Annotated in this window: 15 protein-coding genes; 8 read left to right on the forward strand and 7 right to left on the reverse strand. The window is 64.5% G+C overall.

Annotated features, from left to right (window positions below; all coding sequences use genetic code 11):
• Nucleotides 1–39: 39 nt before the first annotated feature.
• Together A6V37_RS37950 and A6V37_RS37955 are read left to right on the forward strand one after the other, a co-directional pair.
• Complete coding sequence (locus tag A6V37_RS37950; RefSeq protein WP_064272298.1) at nt 40–819, forward strand: ABC transporter ATP-binding protein; 780 nt, start codon at nt 40–42, stop codon at nt 817–819.
• A 604-nt stretch (nt 820–1,423) separates the two neighbouring features.
• Nucleotides 1,424–2,575, forward strand: coding sequence for a porin (locus A6V37_RS37955; RefSeq protein WP_064286923.1), 1,152 nt, complete (start codon nt 1,424–1,426; stop codon nt 2,573–2,575).
• A gap of 204 nt (nt 2,576–2,779) precedes the next feature.
• Here A6V37_RS37955 and A6V37_RS37960 read toward each other — a convergent pair whose 3' ends face one another.
• Both A6V37_RS37960 and A6V37_RS37965 read right to left on the reverse strand, forming a co-directional pair.
• Nucleotides 2,780–3,118 carry a P-II family nitrogen regulator gene (locus tag A6V37_RS37960; protein ID WP_064286924.1) on the reverse strand — a complete coding sequence of 113 codons (339 nt, stop codon included), beginning with the start codon at nt 3,116–3,118 and terminating at the stop codon, nt 2,780–2,782.
• A gap of 124 nt (nt 3,119–3,242) precedes the next feature.
• Complete coding sequence (locus A6V37_RS37965; RefSeq protein WP_064286925.1) at nt 3,243–4,931, reverse strand: NAD+ synthase; 1,689 nt, start codon at nt 4,929–4,931, stop codon at nt 3,243–3,245.
• A 146-nt stretch (nt 4,932–5,077) separates the two neighbouring features.
• Between A6V37_RS37965 and A6V37_RS37970 the strand changes: the two genes are divergently transcribed.
• Nucleotides 5,078–6,247 carry a GNAT family N-acetyltransferase gene (locus tag A6V37_RS37970; RefSeq protein ID WP_064272302.1) on the forward strand — a complete coding sequence of 390 codons (1,170 nt, stop codon included), beginning with the start codon at nt 5,078–5,080 and terminating at the stop codon, nt 6,245–6,247.
• Nucleotides 6,248–6,256: 9 nt separating this feature from the next.
• Entirely contained in the window at nt 6,257–6,583 is a 327-nt protein-coding gene (locus A6V37_RS37975) for a GIY-YIG nuclease family protein (protein ID WP_064272303.1), read from the forward strand.
• 54 nt (nt 6,584–6,637) lie between these two features.
• Here the strand turns inward: A6V37_RS37975 and A6V37_RS37980 are convergent, their stop codons facing one another.
• Together A6V37_RS37980 and ppa are read right to left on the reverse strand one after the other, a co-directional pair.
• Nucleotides 6,638–8,737, reverse strand: coding sequence for an FUSC family protein (locus tag A6V37_RS37980; protein ID WP_064272304.1), 2,100 nt, complete (start codon nt 8,735–8,737; stop codon nt 6,638–6,640).
• 251 nt (nt 8,738–8,988) lie between these two features.
• Complete coding sequence (gene ppa / locus A6V37_RS37985) at nt 8,989–9,516, reverse strand: inorganic diphosphatase (RefSeq protein WP_064272305.1); 528 nt, start codon at nt 9,514–9,516, stop codon at nt 8,989–8,991.
• A 264-nt stretch (nt 9,517–9,780) separates the two neighbouring features.
• Between ppa and A6V37_RS37990 the strand changes: the two genes are divergently transcribed.
• The 3 genes from A6V37_RS37990 (at nt 9,781) to A6V37_RS38000 (ending at nt 13,499) form a co-directional block, all read left to right on the forward strand.
• Nucleotides 9,781–11,220, forward strand: coding sequence for an aldehyde dehydrogenase family protein (locus tag A6V37_RS37990; RefSeq protein WP_064286926.1), 1,440 nt, complete (start codon nt 9,781–9,783; stop codon nt 11,218–11,220).
• A 58-nt stretch (nt 11,221–11,278) separates the two neighbouring features.
• The gene (locus A6V37_RS37995; RefSeq protein ID WP_064272307.1) at nt 11,279–12,037 is read left to right on the forward strand and encodes an SDR family oxidoreductase; all 759 of its coding nucleotides are present in this window, start codon (nt 11,279–11,281) and stop codon (nt 12,035–12,037) included.
• A 142-nt stretch (nt 12,038–12,179) separates the two neighbouring features.
• On the forward strand, nt 12,180–13,499 hold the full coding sequence (locus A6V37_RS38000) for an MFS transporter (RefSeq protein ID WP_064272308.1): 1,320 nt from the start codon (nt 12,180–12,182) through the stop codon (nt 13,497–13,499).
• 174 nt (nt 13,500–13,673) lie between these two features.
• Here the strand turns inward: A6V37_RS38000 and A6V37_RS38005 are convergent, their stop codons facing one another.
• The 3 genes from A6V37_RS38005 to hemC are packed head-to-tail and all read right to left on the reverse strand — an operon-like array spanning nt 13,674 to nt 17,901.
• Nucleotides 13,674–14,864 carry a heme biosynthesis protein HemY gene (locus A6V37_RS38005; protein WP_064272309.1) on the reverse strand — a complete coding sequence of 397 codons (1,191 nt, stop codon included), beginning with the start codon at nt 14,862–14,864 and terminating at the stop codon, nt 13,674–13,676.
• A 2-nt stretch (nt 14,865–14,866) separates the two neighbouring features.
• Nucleotides 14,867–16,885 carry a fused uroporphyrinogen-III synthase HemD/membrane protein HemX gene (hemDX, locus tag A6V37_RS38010; protein WP_064286927.1) on the reverse strand — a complete coding sequence of 673 codons (2,019 nt, stop codon included), beginning with the start codon at nt 16,883–16,885 and terminating at the stop codon, nt 14,867–14,869.
• Nucleotides 16,885–17,901 carry a hydroxymethylbilane synthase gene (hemC, locus tag A6V37_RS38015; protein WP_064272311.1) on the reverse strand — a complete coding sequence of 339 codons (1,017 nt, stop codon included), beginning with the start codon at nt 17,899–17,901 and terminating at the stop codon, nt 16,885–16,887. Before hemC ends, hemDX begins: the two co-directional genes overlap by 1 nt.
• A gap of 394 nt (nt 17,902–18,295) precedes the next feature.
• Between hemC and ppc the strand changes: the two genes are divergently transcribed.
• On the forward strand, nt 18,296–21,484 hold the full coding sequence (ppc, locus tag A6V37_RS38020) for a phosphoenolpyruvate carboxylase (RefSeq protein ID WP_064286928.1): 3,189 nt from the start codon (nt 18,296–18,298) through the stop codon (nt 21,482–21,484).
• Nucleotides 21,485–21,520: the final 36 nt, after the last annotated feature.

Consider the following 21,520-nt stretch of genomic DNA (forward strand, 5'->3'; position numbering starts at 1 on the left):
CCCGGGGGCCGCCGCGCCCCCAGCAAGTGAGCCCTCCTGATGAACACCAAGAAGCAAAAGCTCTTCGTCGACGAGCTTCACAAACAATACGGCGACAACGAAGTCCTCAAAGGCGTGTCGCTCAAGGCCAACGCGGGCGACGTGATCAGCGTGATCGGCTCGTCCGGTTCGGGCAAGAGCACGATGCTTCGCTGCATCAACTTTCTCGAGCAGCCGAACGCCGGGCGCATTTTCGTCGACGGCGAAGAGGTCCGCACGCAGACCGGCAAGAACGGCGCATTGCGCGTGTCCGACCCGAAGCAGTTGCAGCGCGTGCGCACCAAGCTGTCGATGGTGTTTCAGCACTTCAATCTGTGGTCGCACATGAACGTGCTCGAGAACATCATCGAGGCGCCGGTCAATGTGCTGGGCCTGAAGCGCAAAGAGGCCGAGGAACGCGCGCGTCAATATCTGGAAAAGGTCGGCCTCGCGCCGCGTCTCGAGAAACAGTATCCGTCGCATCTGTCGGGCGGCCAGCAGCAGCGCGTGGCGATCGCGCGCGCGCTCGCCATGCATCCGGACGTGATGCTGTTCGACGAACCGACCTCCGCGCTCGACCCCGAACTGGTCGGCGAAGTGCTCAAGGTCATGCAGAAGCTCGCCGAAGAGGGCCGCACGATGATCGTCGTCACCCACGAAATGGGTTTCGCACGCAACGTGTCGAACCACGTGATGTTTCTGCATCAGGGCCGGGTGGAAGAAGAAGGCCATCCGGACGAAGTCTTCAAGAATACGAAGAGCGAACGCCTCAAGCAGTTCCTCTCAGGCAGTCTCAAATAATAGGCAATCGCACAGCCTGTTCGAAGGGCTGTAGTCGAAGTAGCATTACAAGGCGCTTACGAGCGCCTTTTTTGTTTCGCTCACCTGTGCATTCCGGTCATTCCGGCCGCGAAAAACACGCCTCGCAGTACGTCCCGCCGCCCTTATCCCCGCCTTTTCGCCCTACTCCGCCGCATTTGAAGCGTCAATAGTGGCAATCCTTAACGTTGCTCGCGCCAAACCGTGATTCCCTTGTCGCAGAAGGGTTTCCGCGTTTTTTGAAGGCATGGTGACGGGCCCTTGGACACATTCGTATTGCAATTTGGAGACATTGGTCCAGGCAGGTACTAATTTCTTCTCCCAGTCAGGGGTATTTTTGATAAATTAGTAACCAAAGTAGCAAAACAAAGTTCATTAAAAGTAGTTTCACTTCAAAGCACAGAGGAGAACCGGTCGGCGAGGGATCGGCATGACGAGCAGATAGCCCCCACAAGGCTACACGTCAAGGCAGGAGACCCAGTCCACCCGCCAATCTCCCTGGTACCGCTTTCTGTTCGGCGCTAATCGCGGCCGAACACCATTCGCAGTACTGGGTTTCACTTTTTGACAGGGTATGGAGGAGAAGATGAAGAAAGCTTTGCTCGCCGCTGCGCTGATGTCAGCCGGTGTTGTTGCGCATGCCCAAAGCAGCGTGACGCTGTACGGCCGCCTTGACGCTGGCCTGGAATACATGACGGGCGTTCCGCAAGGCGTGGGTGCAAACGGCCAGGCAACGGGCAGCACGAACCGTTGGCGCGCGGAAAGCGGCGACTGGGGTACCAGCCTGTGGGGTATGAAGGGCGTTGAGGACATCGGTGGCGGCAACAAGGTCCTGTTCCAGTTGGAAGGCTCCTTCAACACCATGACGGGTGCAGGCCCTGGCGGCGGCGGTCTCTTCAATCGCTGGGCAACTGTCGGCGTGGCGAACGACCAGTACGGTACGTTCACGATGGGCCGCATGCTCTACATCTCGAACGGCGTGTGGGACTTCGACCCGTTCGGTCAATCGAGCTGGTCGTCGGCATCGCTGGTGCGTGGCCGCAACTGGCCGCAATCGAGCAACAACTTCGCGTACCAGTCGCCGAAGATCGCAGGCTTTGACTTCTACGGCCAATACGCGCTGTCGAACGCAACGAGCTGGAACGGCAACGGCACCACGCCTCAAGGTCGTGAAGCCGGCGCACAGGTTACCTACACGACCTCGCTCTTCCAGATTCGCGGCTTGTACGACGAAATCCGCAACCCGGCTAACGGTAATCTGTACGGTGCGAGCGCAAGCACGGTCAATCCGGGCAACATCGGCAGCGGCGTGTTCGCGGCATCGCGCGAATACTCGGCTCTCGTGAACGTGTTCCTCGGCCAGTTCAAGATTCAGGCGGCTTACCAGGCTATCCGCTCGGCGAGTGCGACGAACGTTCTGCCGGGTCAGCCGACCACGCTCGATCATGAATGGGGCGGCGTGACGTGGCAAGCAACGCCGGCTGCGGCGCTGATCGCTGCGGTGTACCACGTGAACGGCAACAACGGCGCGGGCAATGCGACGATCTACACGATCGGCGGTTCGTACAACCTGTCCAAGCGCACGCTGCTGGACATCCAGGTTGCCACCACGCAAAACAGCAAGACGGCTAACTACGGCCTGAATGCCAACAACGCTGGTACGTCGACCGCGACGGACAACCCGCTGCCGGGTCATAGCCAGACCGGCGTGTACGCAGGTATTCAACACTCGTTCTAATCAAACGGTGTTTGCCCCGAAGGACTTCCTTCGGGGCGCCCCCCAAGGGGACTTCCTTCGGGGCGTAGTCAGGAGTTCTCCAAGAGAATCTTTTTCACGCTGCTGCGAGAGGCGCGTATCGGTGCGATGTCCGCAAGGGTATCGCACCGTTTTTTATTGGAGCGGGTGGTTTCGTTACTGTCTGAGCGCACCGCCGCGGTGCACTCAAACAGCCGCTTCGTTTTCCTCACCGGTACGGATGCGGATTACGCGCTCCACGTCCGCGACGAAAATCTTGCCATCGCCGATCTTGCCAGTGCGCGCCGCGCCGATGATCGCGTCGATCACCTGGTCACACTGATTGTCCGCGACCACCACCTCGATCTTCACCTTCGGCAGAAAGTCGACCACGCACTCTGCACCACGATAGAGCTCGGTATGGCCTTTCTGGCGGCCAAAGCCTTTGACCTCGGTCACCGTCAGCCCGGTAAGGCCGACTTCAGCGAGCGCCTCGCGCACTTCGTCGAGTTTGAACGGTTTGATGACTGCGGTGATGCGCTTCATGGCGAACCTCGTCTCGTGATGGGAAGAGTGAAAGGAAAATGGATGATTTTTATTCTACGCCGCACCGGACGCATTGCGGCATCCGGCGCGTGCTTCAGGTCAGTCAGCGATGGTTCGCCGCGGCTCATTCCACCGGCTCGGTGTAGCGCGAAGTAATCGGATAACGCCAGTCGCGGCCAAACGCGCGATGCGTGACGCGAATGCCGATCGGCGCCTGCCGGCGCTTGTACTCGTTGATCTTGATGAGGCGCGTGACACGTTTGACGTCGTCCACCGAGTAGGCCGCCGCGATGATTTCAGCGAGCGAGCGGTCCTCTTCCATGTACATGCGCATGATCGCGTCGAGCACTTCATACGGCGGCAAGCTGTCCTGGTCGGTCTGGTTCTCGCGCAATTCCGCCGACGGCGCGCGCGTCAGAATCCGCTCGGGAATCACGTCCTGCTTGCTGAACGTGGTGGCCTGGTTGCGGTAGTGGCAAAGCCGGTAGACGAGCGTCTTGGCAATATCTTTGATGACCGCGAAGCCGCCGGCCATGTCGCCGTACAGTGTGCAATAGCCCACCGCCATTTCGCTCTTGTTGCCGGTGGTCAGCACGATCGAGCCGAACTTGTTCGACAGTGCCATCAGCAAGGTGCCGCGAATGCGCGCCTGAATGTTTTCTTCGGTGGCGTCTTCGGCACGGCCCGCGAACTCTTCGGCAAGCGAGCTGCGGAACGCGTCGAACATCGGGGCGATCGCGATTTCGTCATAACGCACGCCAACGCGGCGCGCCATCTCGGCGGCGTCCGTCGTTGAAATATCCGCGGTGTAGCGCGACGGCATCATCACCGCGCGCACCCGGTCCGCGCCAAGAGCGTCGCACGCAACCGCCAGCACCAGCGCCGAATCCACACCGCCCGACAGCCCGATCAGCGCGCCAGGAAAGCCATTCTTGTTGATGTAGTCGCGCACGCCCATCACGAGCGCGGCATAGACCTGCGCCTCGATCGACAGTTCAGGCGCGACGGTTGCGGGCAACGGTTGGCCGTTTTCGAACTCGACGATCGCGGTGGCCTCGTCGAACTGCGCCATCTTCGCAACCAGTTGGCCTTGCGCGTCGAGCACGAACGAGCCGCCGTCGAACACCAGTTCGTCCTGCGCGCCGACCATGTTGACGTAGACCATGGGCAAGCCCGTCTCGCGAATCCGCGCGCGCAGAATGTCGAAGCGCACCGCTTCCTTGTTCAGGTGATAAGGCGAGCCGTTCGGAATCAGCACCACTTGCGCGCCCGCCGCCTTCGCCATTTGCGCCGCGGACGAATGCCACGCGTCTTCGCAAATCACCACGCCGTACTTCACGCCGTCCAGGTCGAACACGAACGGTTGCGGGTCGGACGCGAAGTAGCGCTTCTCGTCGAACACCTCGGTATTGGGCAAATCCTGCTTGCGATACGTGCCGCGGACTTCCCCGTCGACGATCAGCGAAGCCGCGTTGAACGTGTCGACCGGCGGCACGCCGCGCTCGATTGGCGCGTTTGCATTACCATGGCCGTTCGCCGGCTCGCGTAGCGGATGCCCGACGATCACATGCAAGCCGGTGAAAGGCTTGAGCTGCGCGGCCAGGTCGGCCAGCGCCGCCGCACTCGCGGTATAGAACGCGGGGCGCAGCAGCAGGTCTTCGGGCGGATAGCCGGAGAGCGCGAGTTCAGGCGCGATCAGCAGCTTCGCACCATCGTTGTGCGCGGCGCGCGCGGCAGCGACGATCTTCGCGACGTTGCCGGCGAAGTCGCCGACGGTGACATTGATTTGAGCAAGAGCGATTCGGGTCTTCATGGCAGGATCGACAGGCAAGCCAGATTGGCCTGCGAGTACCGCGGCTGGTGAGCTCGACGGCATGGACAAATCGGATAAACGAACGGCGTAGCGCTCATCGCGCCGCGCCGCTCATTGGCAACACTCATTGGATACAGTCACACAGATTGAACCAGGAACGCTTTGATTATCGCACGGGCATTCTGGCGTCGCCCTCGGAGGTGGACGCCGCTGAATGGAACGCCCTACTCGCGCAGCAGTCGCAGCCCACGCCGTTTCTGCGGCATGAATTCCTGAGCGCGCTGCATGCGACCCGCTGCGCGGTCGCGGATACCGGCTGGGCGCCGCAATTCGTCACGCTCACCGACCCGCGCACGGACCGGCTCGTGGCCGCCGCACCGGTGTACCTGAAGGGGCACTCGTACGGCGAGTACGTGTTCGATTGGGCCTGGGCCGACGCCTACAAGCGTAACGGCCTGGCGTATTACCCCAAGCTGCTGTGCGCCGTGCCGTTCACGCCCGTGCAGGGCAATCGCCTGCTGGCGGCGGATACGCACGCGCTGCGTCATCTGGCGGCCACGCTGATGGCGTTCGCCGAGCAGGCCGATGTGTCGTCGCTGCACGTGCTGTTTCCGACCGAAACGGAAGCCGGCGCGCTCACCGACATGGGCATGATGCAGCGTGAAGGCGTGCAGTTTCACTGGCTGAACGACGGCTATCGCGACTTCGACGATTTCCTCTCGACACTCGAACAGAAGAAGCGCAAGAACATTCGCGCCGAGCGCCGCAAGGTGCAGGAGGCCGGCGTGACGATGCGCCGGATTCGCGGCGAGGACATTCAGGACGCCGACTGGCGCTTCTTCAGCAAGTGCTATCGGCAGACTTACCGCGAGCATTTTTCGAGTCCGTACCTGAACCTCGATTTCTTCCGCATGATCGGCGCGTCGATGCCGGAGAACCTCATGCTCGTGATCGCCGAACACGAAGGCAAGCCCATCGCCAGTTCGCTCGTGGTCTATCAGCGCGACGCGAAGACCGGCGGCACGCTGTATGGCCGCTACTGGGGCGCGTTGGAACACGTGCCGTGCCTGCATTTCGAAACGGCGTACTACCAGCCGCTCGAATTCTGCATCGAGGAAAAGCTCGGCGCGTTCGAAGGCGGCGCCCAGGGCGAGCACAAGATGGCGCGCGGTTTCATGCCCACGGTCACGCGCTCGGCGCATTGGCTCGCGCACCCCGCCTTCGCCGATGCAGTCGGCCATTTTCTCGACAACGAAAAGAACAGCATCCACGCGTATGTGGATGAGTTGCGCGAACACAATCCGTTCAGAGGCTGAAGCGCGAATATGGCGTGGTTTCTTTATCTGCTCGAATGCTCGGACGGCAGCGTCTATACCGGCATTGCCATCGACGTGCAGGCACGCTTCGAGCAACACGCAAGCGGCACAGGCGCGCGTTATACGCGTTCGCGCAAACCGGTGCAGGTGCTGGCGTCGTTCGAACTGGCGGATCGGTCGAGCGCTTCGCGCGCGGAATATTGGGTCAAGCGGCTGCCGCCCGCCGAGAAGCGCGCGCTCGCGGCCGGTGTGCGGACGCTCGAATCGGTCGTGCCGTTGCCGGAACCTGACGCGCTCGCCGGCGATGAGGACGGAGAAGAAACGGGCGCTGCTTGACAGCGCCGCTGCTTGGTCTCGCTGCCGCGCCGTTCTGTCTCGCACACTAACGCGCTATCCCCTCGCCTCGCGCATCCTCTCGGTGAGCAGCCGAAGCATCAGCGCCAGTTCCCCTACCGCGTCGGCCTCCAGCGAAGTCAGCCTGTCGCGCACCGGCAGCGCATGACGCGCGGGCCGCAAAGTCCGATTCAACGCGGCGTCGATGTCCTCGCTCACTGCGGTGATCCATGCATCGAGTTCGTCGTGCATCTCGCGCCGGTTGGCGCTCAGGCGCAGTTGCGTGGCGGTCCCGGCCATGCGTCGCAACAGGCTCAGCACGGTCAGCGTGACGGTGTCGACCATCGAGTCTTCGAGCTTTTCGAGGCGCATGCGGCCAATGGCCTCCTCGGCGTTATTGCTACCAAGGCCGGCGGCCCGGCGCAGGCGTTCCATGTCTCTGTCTCCAGGCGCAGGCGACGCCAGCGCCGCCCTCAGATACGCGAGATTGGCGCGCACCGCGTCGTTCAGATAGACGCGGTAATCGGCCTTTTCACGCGTCGGCCAAAGATAGAACGTGGCCAGCAGGGCCAGCACGCAGCCGAGCACATTGTTGCCGAGCCGCGTGATCGCATAGGCGAATTCGTTGGCGCCCGGCGAGGCGAAGTCGGCCACCAGCACGAACGTCGGCGTGAGGAACAGCACGAACAGGCTATAGCTGACCGGCCGCAGCGCCATGGTCGCCATCACCAGCGGAAACACCGCGAGGGAAATGCCGAGCGGCGAATGGATCGCATAACCAAGAGCCGCCGCCAGCACGCCGCCGACAATACTGCCCGCCGCCCGCTCGATACTGCGCGGCCAGGTCGCGCCGATCGACGGTTGCAGGATCAGCAGCGCCGCCATGGTGGCCCAGTAGCCGAACGGCAGCCCGAGCGCGCGGATGATGAGAAAGCCCGTGGTCGTCGTCACGCCGACGCGTGCCGCGTGCCGCAAGCCGACGGATTGCGGCGACAGGTTCGCCTTGAGCGTCGCCCAGGTTTGCGTCAGAAACCGGGCGGCGCCTTCCTTCCAACGCTCGGACGGCGCTTGCGCCGGCGCGAAATCGACCAGCTCGAAGCCGGACTTCAGTTTCACCGGTTCCATCAGGGCCGTTTCGAGCCGCTCGGCCAGGCGCCGCAAGCGCAGTTGCAAGCCGGCGACACGTGCCCCCTGCCCGTCGCTGGCGGCAGCGCCGATGCCGCGCAGCACGTCACCGATCGCGGTCAGCAGCCGGGCCACGCGGCGTGCGCGCCGTGCGTCGTCGGGGACTTTTTCGCATGCGCCGGAGACGGCGATCAGATAGGCAAACAACGCCTCGCCGTCGGTCAGCAAACCGAGCAGATTGTCATAGGTCTCGTGGCCGCCCGATCTCGATGCCGGCACACGCGCGAGAACTTTGCGCGAGCGCTCCAGCGCGCCGCGGGCGTCGGCGCGAAATTGCGCGGCATGGGTGGCCCAATCGCCGCGCACCGCGCGCTGTTCGAGCAGGCGGGCGCTATCCGATGCGATATCGGCCAGACGCAGGTAGACGGCGCGCAGCGCAGCGCGGCTTGAGCCGAATGGGTGAATGCGCCAGACGGTCAGGCTCAGCGCCACGGCAAACAGGCATCCGGCGAGATAGATGCCGAGGGACGCCATGCCGGCACGAAGATCGTGGATGGGCCGGTCGACCATCACGACACACGCGGTCGCCACGAGAATCGTCACCTGCGCCGTGGCCGCGCCCCAGATTCTGCCGAACGCACCCAGGCTCGTGAACACCAGCAGCGCGAGTGCCGCGGCCGCGGTCCCGGCACCGGATGCCAAAGCCGTCAAGCCGCCGCATACGGTGGACAGCAACGCGAAACCCATCATCGACGCAAAGCGCGCACGATTGGAGCCGGCGGCGTCGGCGAGGCACGTCCAGAAGGCGCCGATCGCGGCCCACGCGAACGCCGGATCGTGCAGCAGATTGCCCACGACCAGCATGGCCGTGGAGGCGCAAGCCGCCCTCAGGCCTTCCGGCAGACTGGCCTCGCTCGCCGAGAACGACACCATCCACACCGGCCGCTTGCGGTAGATCGTGCTAGCGAGCGCATGCAGCCGGTTCGACCAGCGCAGCGAAAACGCCGACGGTTTGGACTTGCGATTCAACATCTGGACGGTGTGCTCCCGTGAGCGTGCAATGGCGCGGAAAAGGTCACGTGAAGCGCGTCACATGAAGCGGCACATCATAAGGGTTTACACCGAGCAATAAAAATGGCTTCGATTCATCCGCGCGATGCACTGCGTCTATGCGCGCCGTGCAGCGCGCCACCGCGACCTGCGCATTGAGGCGGCCATAAAAAAAACCGCGCGGCCCTGGCGGGCTCGCGCGGTTTTTCTCAGTCCGAATAACGTGATGCAGCTTACTTCTTGAAATTCGCCACGCCTTCCGAGATTTCCTTGTGCGCGGCTTCAATGCCCGCCCAGCCGTCGACCTTCACCCACTTGCCCTTTTCGAGCGCCTTGTACTGTTCGAAGAAGTGCTTGATCTGGTCTTTCAGGTACGCCGGGACGTCGTCGATCGACTTCAGGTCGGCCGTCATCGGGCACACCTTGTCGTGCGCGACGGCGACGAGCTTCGCGTCCACGCCCGATTCGTCGGTCATTTGCAGCATGCCGAGCGCGCGTGCGCGCACCACCGAGCCTGCCAGCAGCGGGAACGGCGTGATCACCAGCACGTCGACCGGATCGCCGTCGCCCGACAGGGTTTGCGGAATGTAGCCGTAGTTCGCCGGATAGCGCATGCCCGTGCCGATGAAACGGTCGACGTGGAGCAGGCCCGTTTCCTTGTCGGCTTCGTACTTCACCGGATCGCTTTGCGCCGGGATTTCGATGATGACGTTGAAATCTTGCGGAAGGTCTTTGCCTGCGGGGACGTGATTGAAGCTCATGAACGCTCTCTGATCAGGATGGAATTCGGGACACGGCGTGCGGCTGACGGGGCCTGAGTTCGAGTCACACGCCTCGTGAAACTCGCCTCGGGCAGCCGTGCTGCGGCCGGACGTGCGAAATGGAATACGCCATTATAGCCAATCGGCCGATGGCATCCCTTGCAGGATCGGCGCGATAATCGTCTGACGCCTTTCGGATTGTGCCTCTCGTTAGTGAACACAACGTAACCGCCGCATGGTTGCGTGACACCTCAAGGAGCCTGCATGGACGAAGCCCGACACTTTATCGGCGGCGAGTGGGCCGCCGCTTCTGGTGGTGACACGATCGCCGTGCTCGACCCTTCGGACGGCCAGCCCTTCTCCCAGTTGGCGCGCGGCAACGCGGCGGACATCGACGCCGCCGTGCGCGCCGCCCGCCGCGCCTTTGAAGGCGTGTGGGGCGAGGCGAGCGCCGCCGAGCGCGGCCGCGTGCTGTACCGGATTTCCATGCTGGTCGCCGCGCGTCAGGAAGAACTCGCCCAGCTCGAAGCGCGCGACACCGGCAAGCCGCTCAAGCAGGCGCGCGCCGATTCGGCCGCCCTCGCCCGCTATTTCGAGTTCTACGCCGGCGCGGCGGACAAGCTGCACGGCGAGACGCTGCCTTACCAGACCGGCTATACGGTGCTGACCGTTCGCGAGCCGCACGGCGTGACGGGCCACATCGTGCCGTGGAATTACCCCATGCAGATTTTTGGCCGCAGTGTCGGCGCGGCGCTCGCCGCCGGCAATGCGTGCGTCGTCAAACCGGCCGAAGACGCGTGCCTGTCCGTCCTGCGCGTCGCGGAACTGGCCGCCGAGGCGGGCTTGCCCGCCGGTACGCTGAATATCGTCACCGGCTACGGTCATGAAGCGGGTGCGGCGCTCGCGCGTCATCCCGGCATCGATCACATTTCGTTCACCGGGTCGCCGGAAACCGGCAAGCTCGTCACGCAAATGGCCGCCGAAAATCACGTGCCGGTCACGCTGGAACTCGGCGGCAAGTCGCCGCAAATCGTCTTCGCCGACGCCGATCTCGACGCGGCGCTGCCCGTGCTGATCTCGGCCATCGTGCAGAACGCCGGGCAAACCTGTTCGGCGGGCAGCCGCGTGCTGATCGAGCGGGCCATATACGAACCCTTGCTCGACCGGCTGAGCGGCGCGTTCCACGCGCTGCGCGTCGGCCCCTCGCAGGCCGACCTCGACTGCGGACCGCTGATCAACGCCAAACAACAGCAGCGCGTGTGGGATTTTCTCTCCGACGCGCAGCACGACGGCATTGCCATGGCCGCGCATGGCGAGGTGATTCCCGAGGCGCCGGAAAGCGGCTTCTATCAAGCGCCCACGCTATTGCGCGACGTGCCTGCGACCCACCGCCTCGCGCGCGACGAAGTGTTCGGCCCGGTGCTCGCGGCCATGTCCTTCGGCAGCGAAGACGAAGCGCTGGCGCTGGCCAACGGCACCCCGTTCGGCCTCGTGGCCGGCGTCTGGACGCGCGACGGCGCGCGGCAGATGCGCCTCGCGCGGCGCCTGCGCGCCGGCCAGGTGTTCATCAACAACTACGGCGCGGGTGGCGGCGTCGAACTGCCGTTCGGCGGCGTCAAGCATTCGGGCCACGGGCGCGAAAAAGGCTTCGAAGCGCTCTATGGATTCACGGTGCTGAAAACCATCGCGATCCGGCACGGCTAGTCCGGCACATGGCAGCGAAGCACGCGCATCACCATCCACAACCCACAGCGGAGACATCATGCGGTTGACAGGTAAAACAGCCATCGTCACAGGCGGCGGCTCGGGTTTCGGCGAAGGCATTGCGAAAACCTATGCACGCGAAGGCGCGAACGTGGTGGTCAACGATCTGAACGGCCCGGCCGCCGAGCGTGTGGCAAGCGAAATTGCACTGGCCGGCGGCAAGGCCATCGCGGTGCCAGGCAACGTCGCCGAGCGCAGGGATTGGCAACAACTGCGCGAAGCGGCGCTCGAAGATTTCGGCAGCGTGCAGATCGTGGTCAACAACGCCGGCACCACCCATCGCAACAAGCCCGTGCTGGAAGTGACGGAGGCCGAGTTCGACCGCGTCTACGCGGTGAACGTCAAGAGCATCTATTGGAGCGTGCAGGAATTCGTGCCGTATTTCCGCCAGCAAGGCGGCGGCTGCTTCGTCAATATCGCGTCGACGGCCGGCGTGCGGCCGCGCCCCGGGCTCGTCTGGTACAACGGCAGCAAGGGCGCGGTGATCATCGCGAGCAAGTCGCTGGCCGCCGAGCTGGGCCCGGACCGTATTCGCGTGAACTGCGTGAACCCGGTGATCGGGGAAACGGGCCTCACCTCCGAGTTCATGGGCGTGGAAGATACGCCGCAAAATCGCCAGCGCTTTCTCGCCGGCATCCCGCTCGGGCGCTTCTCGACACCGCAGGACATCGCCAACGCCGCGCTCTACCTGGCCTCGGACGAGGCGGAGTTCATCACGGGCGTGTGTCTCGAAGTGGACGGCGGACGCTGCGTGTAGCGCCTCGCGCGAGGGCCGTGCAGGCGCGGCCCGCGCGGAAGTTAGTGTTTTCCCCCTCGGTCGATTCGTCATGCAAATCAACCGGTGCGGCTAGAATCGCTCGAAGTCGGTCAATCATTTCCACAAGAAAAGAGGAGACGCCATGGCTAGTCCCGCAGATCCGCTCCACCATCCCGGCGCGGGTGCGCCGCCTTCCACGTTCGAAGAGGCCACCTATCGCAAGGTCAGCTGGCGGCTCGTGCCGCTCCTGATGCTCTGTTACGTGGTCGCGTATCTGGACCGCGTCAACGTCGGCTTCGCCAAGCTGCAAATGACCAGCGACCTCGGACTGAGCGACACGGTGTACGGCTTCGGCGCGGGGATTTTCTTCCTCGGCTATTTCTTCTTCGAAATTCCAAGCAATGTGATCCTGCACAAGGTCGGCGCGCGCGTGTGGATCGCGCGGATCATGGTGTCGTGGGGCGTGATCTCCATGCTGACCATGTTCGTCACCACGCCGTCCATGTTTTACGTGATGCGCTTCCTGCTCGGTCTCGCCGAGGCGGGCTTCTTCCCCGGCATCATTCTGTATCTCACGTATTGGTATCCGGCGCATCGGCGCGGCCGCATGACCACGTGGTTCATGACGGCGATCGCGTTGTCCGGCGTGATCGGCGGTCCGGTGTCGGGTTATATCCTGAAGTCCTTCAATGGCATGAACGGCTGGCATGGCTGGCAGTGGCTGTTTCTCCTCGAAGGGATTCCTTCGGTGCTCGTCGGCATTCTGGTGTTCGCGGTGCTGGACGACCGCATCTCGAAGGCCAAATGGCTCACCAAGGAAGAGCAGCAGCTTCTCGAGCGCCATGTATCCGCCGAAGAAGCCACCAAACACGACATGCCGATCAGCCAGGTGCTGAGAAGCGGCCGCGTTCTGATGCTGAGCCTCACTTACTTCTCGTTCGTGATGGGCCTGTACGGCGTGAGCTTCTGGCTGCCGACCATCATCAAGGCGACCGGCGTGACCGATGCGTTCATGATCGGCCTGCTGTCGGCGATACCGTTCGCAGCGGCCGTGGTGGCGATGGTGTTCGTGTCGCGCAGCGCGGACCGCAGCCGCGAGCGGCGCTGGCATATCGCGTTGCCCGCGTTCGCTGGGGCGATCGGGCTGGTGCTCTCCGTGGTGTATGCGCACAACACCGTGCTCGCGATGGCTTCGCTCACACTCGCGACCATGGGCATCATGACCACGCTGCCGCTCTTCTGGAGTTTGCCGACGGCGATTCTCGCCGGCACGGGCGCGGCGGCCGGTATCGCCATGATCAACTCGATCGGCAATCTGGCCGGTTTTCTTAGCCCCTATGCGGTGGGCTGGCTCAAGCAGGCGACGGCCGCGAACGATTCCGGCATGGTCATGCTGGCGGCGTTCATGGTGCTCGGCGGCTTGCTGGCGATCAGTGTGCCCGCGAAGATGGTGAACAGGTGAAGTGGTTCGTGGCGTGACATCGGGCGGTAAGTACCGCTAACGCCAGATGTCATGTTGCATGGCTCAAGCATCACCCGCCAACGAAAAAGCCCCCGGCGCTCTAAAACGCCGGGGGCTTGTTTCCATCTGTCTGCGCACCGCTCACCCTGCGAGCCGCACGGAACCCGCCACGCTTCAAACGATATTCATCGCCAACGCGCTCTCGCGATAATGCTGGCTCGCCTTATCCATATCGCCAAGCTGCTCGTGCAAACGCGCCAGCGCACGATGCGAACGAATCTTCAGCGTCTCGTTGTCGGCGAGCTTGAGCGCCCGCTCGAGGAACGACTGCGCCTTGCCCCACAACTGCTGATGCAGGCACAGGCGGCCCAATGTGAACAGCAGGTCGGCGTCTTCCGGACGATCCTTCTGCCACGCTTCTGCCTTCTGGATCAGCGGCAACGCGTCGCCCGCCGTGGTGTCCGGATAGCGGCGCAGCAAGCGCGCGTCCCAGTTCTGCGCCAGTGCTTCCTCAACGATCTTGCGTGCTTCCAGCGGCCGGTTCAGCGCCACCAGCAATTCGGCGGCGAGATCCGCGAGACGCGGCGAGTGGCGCTCGGTCGCCGACAGCGAACTCCACAACTCCAGCAGCGCGTCGGCGTTATGCCGGCGGTCGCGCAACAGGTTCTCCGCCGCGAGCTGGCGCAAACGCACCGCCACCGCCGGGTGAATCGCTTCGCGCTTTTCCAGCATCTTGACGAGCTTGAGCACTTCGCCCCAGTTCTTCAACTGCTGTTGCGCGCGCAACATGATCTGCTGCGCGTGAATGCGCCGCGCACCCTGCGATTGCATTTCGGTCAGCGCATTCAGCGCTCCATCCGCGTCGCGGCCGTCGGCGCGCATGTCGGCGGTGGCCATCAGGCGCGCGTCCTGCCAGTCGGACTCGTTGATCTGCGCGAGCCATTCGTCACGTCGCGCATATTCGCGCATGCGGTGCGCGGCCGTGGCCGCGATCAACCCGGCCGCGCCCTTGTTGTCGCCGTTCGCGAGCGCATCTTTCGCTGCCTTCTCAGCGCGCGAAAAACGCCCGGCGTACAGATTGCCGATTGCATCGCGCAGCGCGGCGTGAGCCTTCGCAACACGCGAGCGCGCGCGATAGGCAGCCACGCGTTGCGGCATGCGCCAGATATTGCGGAAGATGCGCAGCAGTGCATACAACAGGATGAACAGCACCACCAGCCCGACCACGAACAGATTCAACGACAGATCGACGCGGTACGGCGGATAGATCAGCAGCACCTGCCCCATGTCGAAGCGCCCGACCACCGCCAGCACCACCGCGACGGTGAACAGCAACGCAAGCCAAAGAAGTCCCCGGATCGCCATGATTAACCTCGGCTCCGGTATTGATTGACGGCCTGCAGGCTCGTATTCAGATTCGGCAGTTCGACCGCCGCCGAGCCCGTGTCCACCTGCTTGACCAGATCCACGACCGTCTGCGTCTTCTTCGACGTATTGTCGAAGTAGCGCGTGAGCGCGTTCTGCGCCGCCTGCAGATCGGACCTGAGCGTGGTCTCGTTACGCGAGAGCAAGGCGAGGCGCGCCGAGAGCAGGCGCAGCTTCAGATTCTCACGCACGAAGTAGCCTTGATCGGGCGTGACCAGCATCGCGTCGGCGTTGTCGATGCGGCGCACTTGCACGAGGCTCGTCAACTGCTGGCCGATGCCGGTGGTCACTTCACGCCACCACACTTTCCAGCGCGGCTCGCCGGTGGCCGCGGCCACCTTCGCCGTGTCGGCCCAGGTTGCTGCGTGCGGCGTGACATGGGCGATCGGCGCTTCGCCCGAGAGCGGCAGGTTGTCGACCTGGTCGATCGCGTTGTCGAGCTTGATGGCGAGACCCGTGAGGTCGGTGGAAGGCGCGGCCTTCAGCTTGTCGATGTCTTGCGCGATGGCCTTGCGCACCGCGACGGCCTGCGGGCTGTCCGACGCGGCGAGACGGGTGTCGGCGCTTTGCAGTGCGAACAGCGCGAGCTGCGTGTTGCCGGTGAGCTGCAACTGCTGGCTCGCGGCCGACAGCATCTGGCCGACTTCGGCGAGCGTCCAGTCGTCGCGATTGCGGGCGAGATCCGCGTATTGCTGCTGCAGCGCCTGCTGCGCGGCTTGCGCATCGGCGAGCTTGCCCTCGAGCTGCACGACCTGGGTGTCCGATTGATGGACCGTGACCAGCGCCTGCTCGGTCTTGGCGCGCAGTTCGCTGGTCTGCGCGTCGTTGGCTTGCTGACGCTGCGCGAGCTGCTGCTCGGTGCGCTCCAGCTTGCGATTGAGCGCAAAGCCGCCCACGCCTGCGGCGCAAGCGATCACCACGACGACAAACCACAACAGCGGTCCACTCGCGCTGTGGCGCTTCTGCGCTTCGTAGGGCGTGAAGGGTTGATTCGGCGGCAACGCAGTGGTCGCGGCCGGCTGGGGTGCAGCGTTCGTGGAAGCGTTCGTTTCAGTCATGCGTGATTTAGCCGGTGAATGAGCCGGATTGGACGATACCGGTTGAACTACGGTCGGAACGGCGGCGATCAGCGCGCGGGCAATGCGCTCATCGCCCGCGCCGGACACCGTAATGCTATCAAAACCCAATGCCCGCGCGGTCTGCGCGATACGGGGATGCGGCGCGACGAGCGCCGCGCGTTTGAGCTGCGCGATTTCGTCGGCGGTGAGGTGGTCTTGCGCGAGTTCGTGCAGATTGCGCACGCCTTCGGAGCTGGTGAGCAGCCACGCATGCGGCTCGCCGGCAAGCAGCGCATGCACGCGCGCCCAACCGCCAATGGACGGTTCCGGCACGAGGCGCCGGTACGCCGCGACTGTTTCGACTTCGGCGCCCGGTTCGCGCAGACGCTCGGCGAGCCACTCGCGGCCGCCGTCGCCACGCACGATCAGCACGCGCTTGCCCTCCAGGCCGGCGACACCGAGCGCCGTCTCGATCGCCGCGAAGAGCCCCTCCGAATCGAAGCGCGCGGTGTCTTCATCGGTACCGGACGGCGGGCTGATCACCTGGTACGCCGGCTCGGCAACGCCATGGCGCGCGAGCGCCTGCACGCTGCCCGGCCCGACCACGCCGACCGGCAGCGCATGCGGCCAGATCGTGTCGCTGCGGGCGAAAGCGTGATCGACGGCGTTCGGCGAAACGAACACCACGAGCGCGTAGCGTTCGAGCGATGCCAGCGCCGCGCGCAGCGGCGCGTCGTCGGTGACGGGCGCGATGTCGATCAGCGGGAAGTCGAGCGTGGCAATCCCGGCGGCGGCGAGCCGGGTGATCAGTTCGTTCGACTGACCGGCCGGTCGCGTAATCACGACCGTGAACGGCGTCGCGCCGACGGAGGAGGATGCGTTGCCGGGGATGTCGGCCGCCATCAGTCGCCGGACGCCGCGCTGTCGGCGGCGCTATCTTTATGCGCCGCCGCGGGACCGCTGGCGATGCTGAGCGCGCGCACGATCTCCATCGCGCCCTGCGCCTCGAGCGCGTCCGCCACTTCCTGGCCGAGCGCGATCGCGCGTTCGACCGTGGGCGCCGGCGCCGACGCCTGCGCGCTCAACACGCGCTGACCGTCGGGCGTGGCCACGATGCCGCGCAGATGCAGCGCGCCGTCGCGCCACGTGGCATAGGCCGCGAGCGGCACTTCGCAACTGCCGCCGAGCGCGCGCGAGACCATGCGCTCCGCTTCCACGGCAGCCGCCGTATGTTCGTGATGCAGCGGGGCGAGCCACGCCGCGAGTTCCGCGCGGTCGGCGCGAATCTCGATGCCGAGCGCGCCCTGGCCCGCCGCGGGCAAGCTGTCTTCGGGATCGAGCAGCGCACGGATGCGCTCGCCGAGGCCCAGGCGCTTCAAACCGGCTGCGGCCAGAATGATCGCCGCGTAATCGCCGCGGTCGAGTTTCGCCAGACGCGTGTCCAGATTGCCGCGCAACGGCCGCACCTCGAGGTGCGGGTAACGCATGCGCAGCATGGCTTCGCGGCGCAGGCTGGAGGTGCCGACCACGGCGCCGGCGGGCAACGCCGCGAGCGAGTCATAGTCATTGGAGACCAGCGCGTCGCGCGGATCTTCGCGCTCCATGATGGCGGACAGTGCAAAACCTTCGGGCAACTCCATCGGCACGTCTTTGAGCGAGTGCACGGCGAGGTCGGCGCGGCCGTCGGCGAGCGCGGCCTCCAGTTCCTTGACGAAGAGCCCCTTACCACCAACCTTCGACAAAGTGCGATCGAGTATTTGATCGCCACGTGTTGTCATTCCGAGGATTTTTACGTCACAAGATGGATATAATTTGTGCAGCGCACATCGCACATGCTCCGCTTGCCACATGGCAAGGCGGCTTTCTCGCGACGCAATCACAAGCGTGTGGGGTGGCGTGGAAAACGTCTCGGTGTTCATTAGCTTGCTGATTGAATGACGGGATGTAGTACAAACAATGTTAGCACGCGCCCTTGTGTCTCAAGGCACAGCGCAGCGCCGTGCTGAAGCGGTATCGATGGAGGAGACGGGCTTCGCGCGGTGTCGCGCCTGCCCCATCCCAGCCTGTTCACGCACGGTCGTTCGCGCACCGGGCCGCGGCATGCGGGATGATGCAATGCGGCGCAACCCGTCGCGGGTGCCTCGCGCGCAAGCCGCATCACAAGTGCGCGGCGCGATTCGGGCACGCATCCCCTCTCAGGCATGTCGCCACCGGCGCATACCGTTTCGAGCAGTTCACGTTGCAACTCATAGTGCAGTTCCGCAGTAGCAGTTCATCAATCAACAGACCCTGGCTTCCCTGAGGAAACCCATCGTGACGTCTTCCGGATCGGCGCGCCCTGACCGCCGCAACACTGCATCGCCCAACGCTGACGCGGCTGACGCCGCCGCGGCGCCCGCCGACACTGCTGTAACCGCCGCTCAGCCGGCGCCGGCCAAACGGTCGGGCAAGACCGCCCAGGCGGCCAAAGCCGGCAAGGCCGCCAAAGCCTCCACGCCCGTCAAGGCGGACAAGGCTGCGAAAGCCACGAAGGCTGAGAAGGCCGCAAAGGTCGGGAAGCCGGACCCGGCCGTAGAAGCCGCCCTCGCCGTCAAGGCGCGCAAACCGGCCAAGGCCGGTGCCACGAAGCTCAAGGCCGCCAAGGAACAGCCGGCCGGGGAAACGCCGGCGGCCGCGCCGAAGGGCAACGGCCGTACGCGTGAGGACAAGGACCACCCGCTGTTCCAGGACATCCGTTACCTGGGTCGCCTGCTCGGCGACGTGCTGCGCGAGCAGGAAGGCGACGCGGTATTCGACGTCGTCGAAACGATTCGTCAGACTGCTGTGCGTTTTCGCCGCGAAGACGACAGCGCCGACGCGCAGACGCTCGACAAGAAGCTGCGTTCGCTGAGCCCCGAGCAAACGGTCAGCGTGGTGCGCGCGTTCAGCTATTTTTCGCATCTTGCGAACATTGCTGAAGACCGCCACCGCAATCGCCGTCACCGGATTCACGCGCTGGCCGGCTCGACCTCGCAACCGGGCACCATCGCTCACGCGCTCGAACGGCTCGTCGAAGCCGGCTCGGCGGCGACGCCCGTGCTGCAGCAATTCTTCAACGACGCGCTGATCGTGCCGGTGCTCACCGCGCACCCCACCGAAGTGCAGCGCAAGAGCATTCTCGACGCACAGCACGACGTCGCGCGCCTGCTTGCCGAGCGCGACCAGCAGCTGACCGAGCGCGAACGCGCGCACAACGAAGCGATGCTGCGCGCCCGCGTCACGTCGCTGTGGCAGACGCGCATGCTGCGCGACTCGCGCCTGTCCGTGGCCGACGAAATCGAAAACGCGCTGTCGTACTACCGCGCCACGTTCCTCGAGGAAATTCCGGCGCTCTATACCGATATCGAAGAAGCGCTCAAGGAGCACGGTCTCGACGCGCGCCTGCCGCCGTTCTTCCAGATGGGCAGCTGGATCGGCGGCGACCGCGACGGCAACCCGAACGTCACCGCCGAGACGCTGGAAAACGCGATCACCCGCCAGGCCGCGGTGATCCTCGAGCACTACATGGAGCAGGTGCACAAGCTCGGCGCCGAACTGTCGGTGTCGAACCTGCTGGCCGGCGCGAGCGACGCACTCAAGGAACTCGCGGCGATCTCGCCGGACCAGTCGCCGCATCGCACCGACGAGCCGTACCGCCGCGCGTTGATCGGCATGTACACACGGCTCGCGGCCAGCGCGCGCGTGCGCCTCGGCGAAGGCAGCGTGCCGGTGCGCAGCGCGGGTCGGGGCGCGGCGCCGGTGCGCGCCAAGCCGTATGACGACTCTGAAGAATTCGTGCGCGACCTGCATGTGCTGATCGATTCACTGGCCGCGCATCACGGCGCGCCGCTCGCGGCCCCGCGCCTCGCGCCGCTCGCGCGGGCGGCCGAAGTGTTCGGCTTCCATCTGGCGAGCATCGACCTGCGCCAAAGCTCCGACATCCACGAAGCGGTGATCGCCGAGCTGCTCAAGCGCGCGGGGGTCGAAGAAGACTACGCGGCCCTCTCCGAAGCGGACAAGCTGCACGTGCTGCTCGCGGAACTGGCGCAGCCGCGCCCGCTGCGTCTGCCGTATGCGGAGTATTCCGATCTCGTGAAGAGCGAACTCGGCGTGCTCGAAGAAGCGCGCGTCACGCGCGAAAAATTCGGCGCTCGCGCGGTGCGCAACTACATCATTTCGCACACGGAGACCGTCAGCGATCTGGTCGAAGTGATGCTGCTGCAAAAGGAAACCGGGCTGCTGCGCGGACGTCTGGGCGACGCAAACGACCCGGCGCAAGCGGGCCTGATGGTGATCCCGCTGTTCGAGACGATCCCCGACCTGCGCAACGCGCCGCACATCATGCGCGATCTGATCGCGCTGCCTGGCATGGGCTCGCTGATCGAACATCAGGGCAACGAGCAGGAAGTGATGCTCGGCTATTCGGACAGCAACAAGGACGGCGGCTTCCTCACGTCGAACTGGGAGCTGTATCGCGCCGAACTCGCGCTGGTGTCGCTGTTCAACGAACGCGGCGTGACGCTGCGGCTGTTCCATGGCCGCGGAGGCACCGTCGGCCGTGGCGGCGGTCCGACCTATCAGGCGATTCTGTCGCAGCCGCCGGGCACCGTCGACGGCCAGATCCGCTTGACCGAGCAAGGCGAAGTGATCGCCAGCAAGTTCGGCAATCCGGAGATCGGCCGGCGCAATCTGGAAACGGTGGTGGCCGCGACGCTCGAAGCGTCGTTGCTGCCGCAAGGCAACGCGCCCGCCGAACTGCCCGTATTCGAAGAGACGATGCAGCAGCTCTCCGACGCGGCGATGGCCTCGTATCGCGCGTTGGTCTACGAAACGCCGGGCTTCAAGGAGTACTTCTTCGAGTCCACGCCGATCGCGGAGATCGCCGAGCTGAACATCGGCAGCCGCCCTGCTTCGCGCAAGCTGCAAGACCCGAAGCAACGCAAGATCGAGGACCTGCGCGCGATTCCATGGGGTTTCTCGTGGGGCCAATGCCGTTTGCTGCTGACCGGCTGGTACGGTTTCGGCAGCGCGGTGGCCGCGCATCTGGACAGCGCGCCTTCCGACGCCGAACGCGCACGCCGTCTCGCGCTTCTCAAGAAGATGCACAAGACCTGGCCGTTCTTCTCGAACCTGCTGTCGAACATGGACATGGTGCTGGCAAAGACCGATCTCGCGGTCGCTTCGCGTTACGCGGCGCTCGTCTCCGACAAGAAACTGCGCAAGCACGTGTTCGAGCGAATCGTCGCGGAATGGGAGCGCACGTCGAAGGTGCTGTCGGAGATCACGGGCAAGAGCGAACGGCTCGCGGAGAACCCGCTGCTCGCGCGTTCGATCAAGAACCGCTTCCCGTATCTCGATCCGTTGAATCACCTGCAGGTGGAACTGCTCAAGCGGCACCGCTCGGGGGATACCAACCAGCGCGTGCGGCGCGGGATTCATCTGTGCATCAACGGGATTGCCGCGGGCTTGCGTAATACAGGCTGAGCGACGGCCCAACGCGTTTGCATTGAAATTAAAGCC

Origin of the sequence: Paraburkholderia ginsengiterrae (genome assembly GCF_001645125.1) — a bacterium.
GTDB lineage: Bacteria > Pseudomonadota > Gammaproteobacteria > Burkholderiales > Burkholderiaceae > Paraburkholderia > Paraburkholderia ginsengiterrae.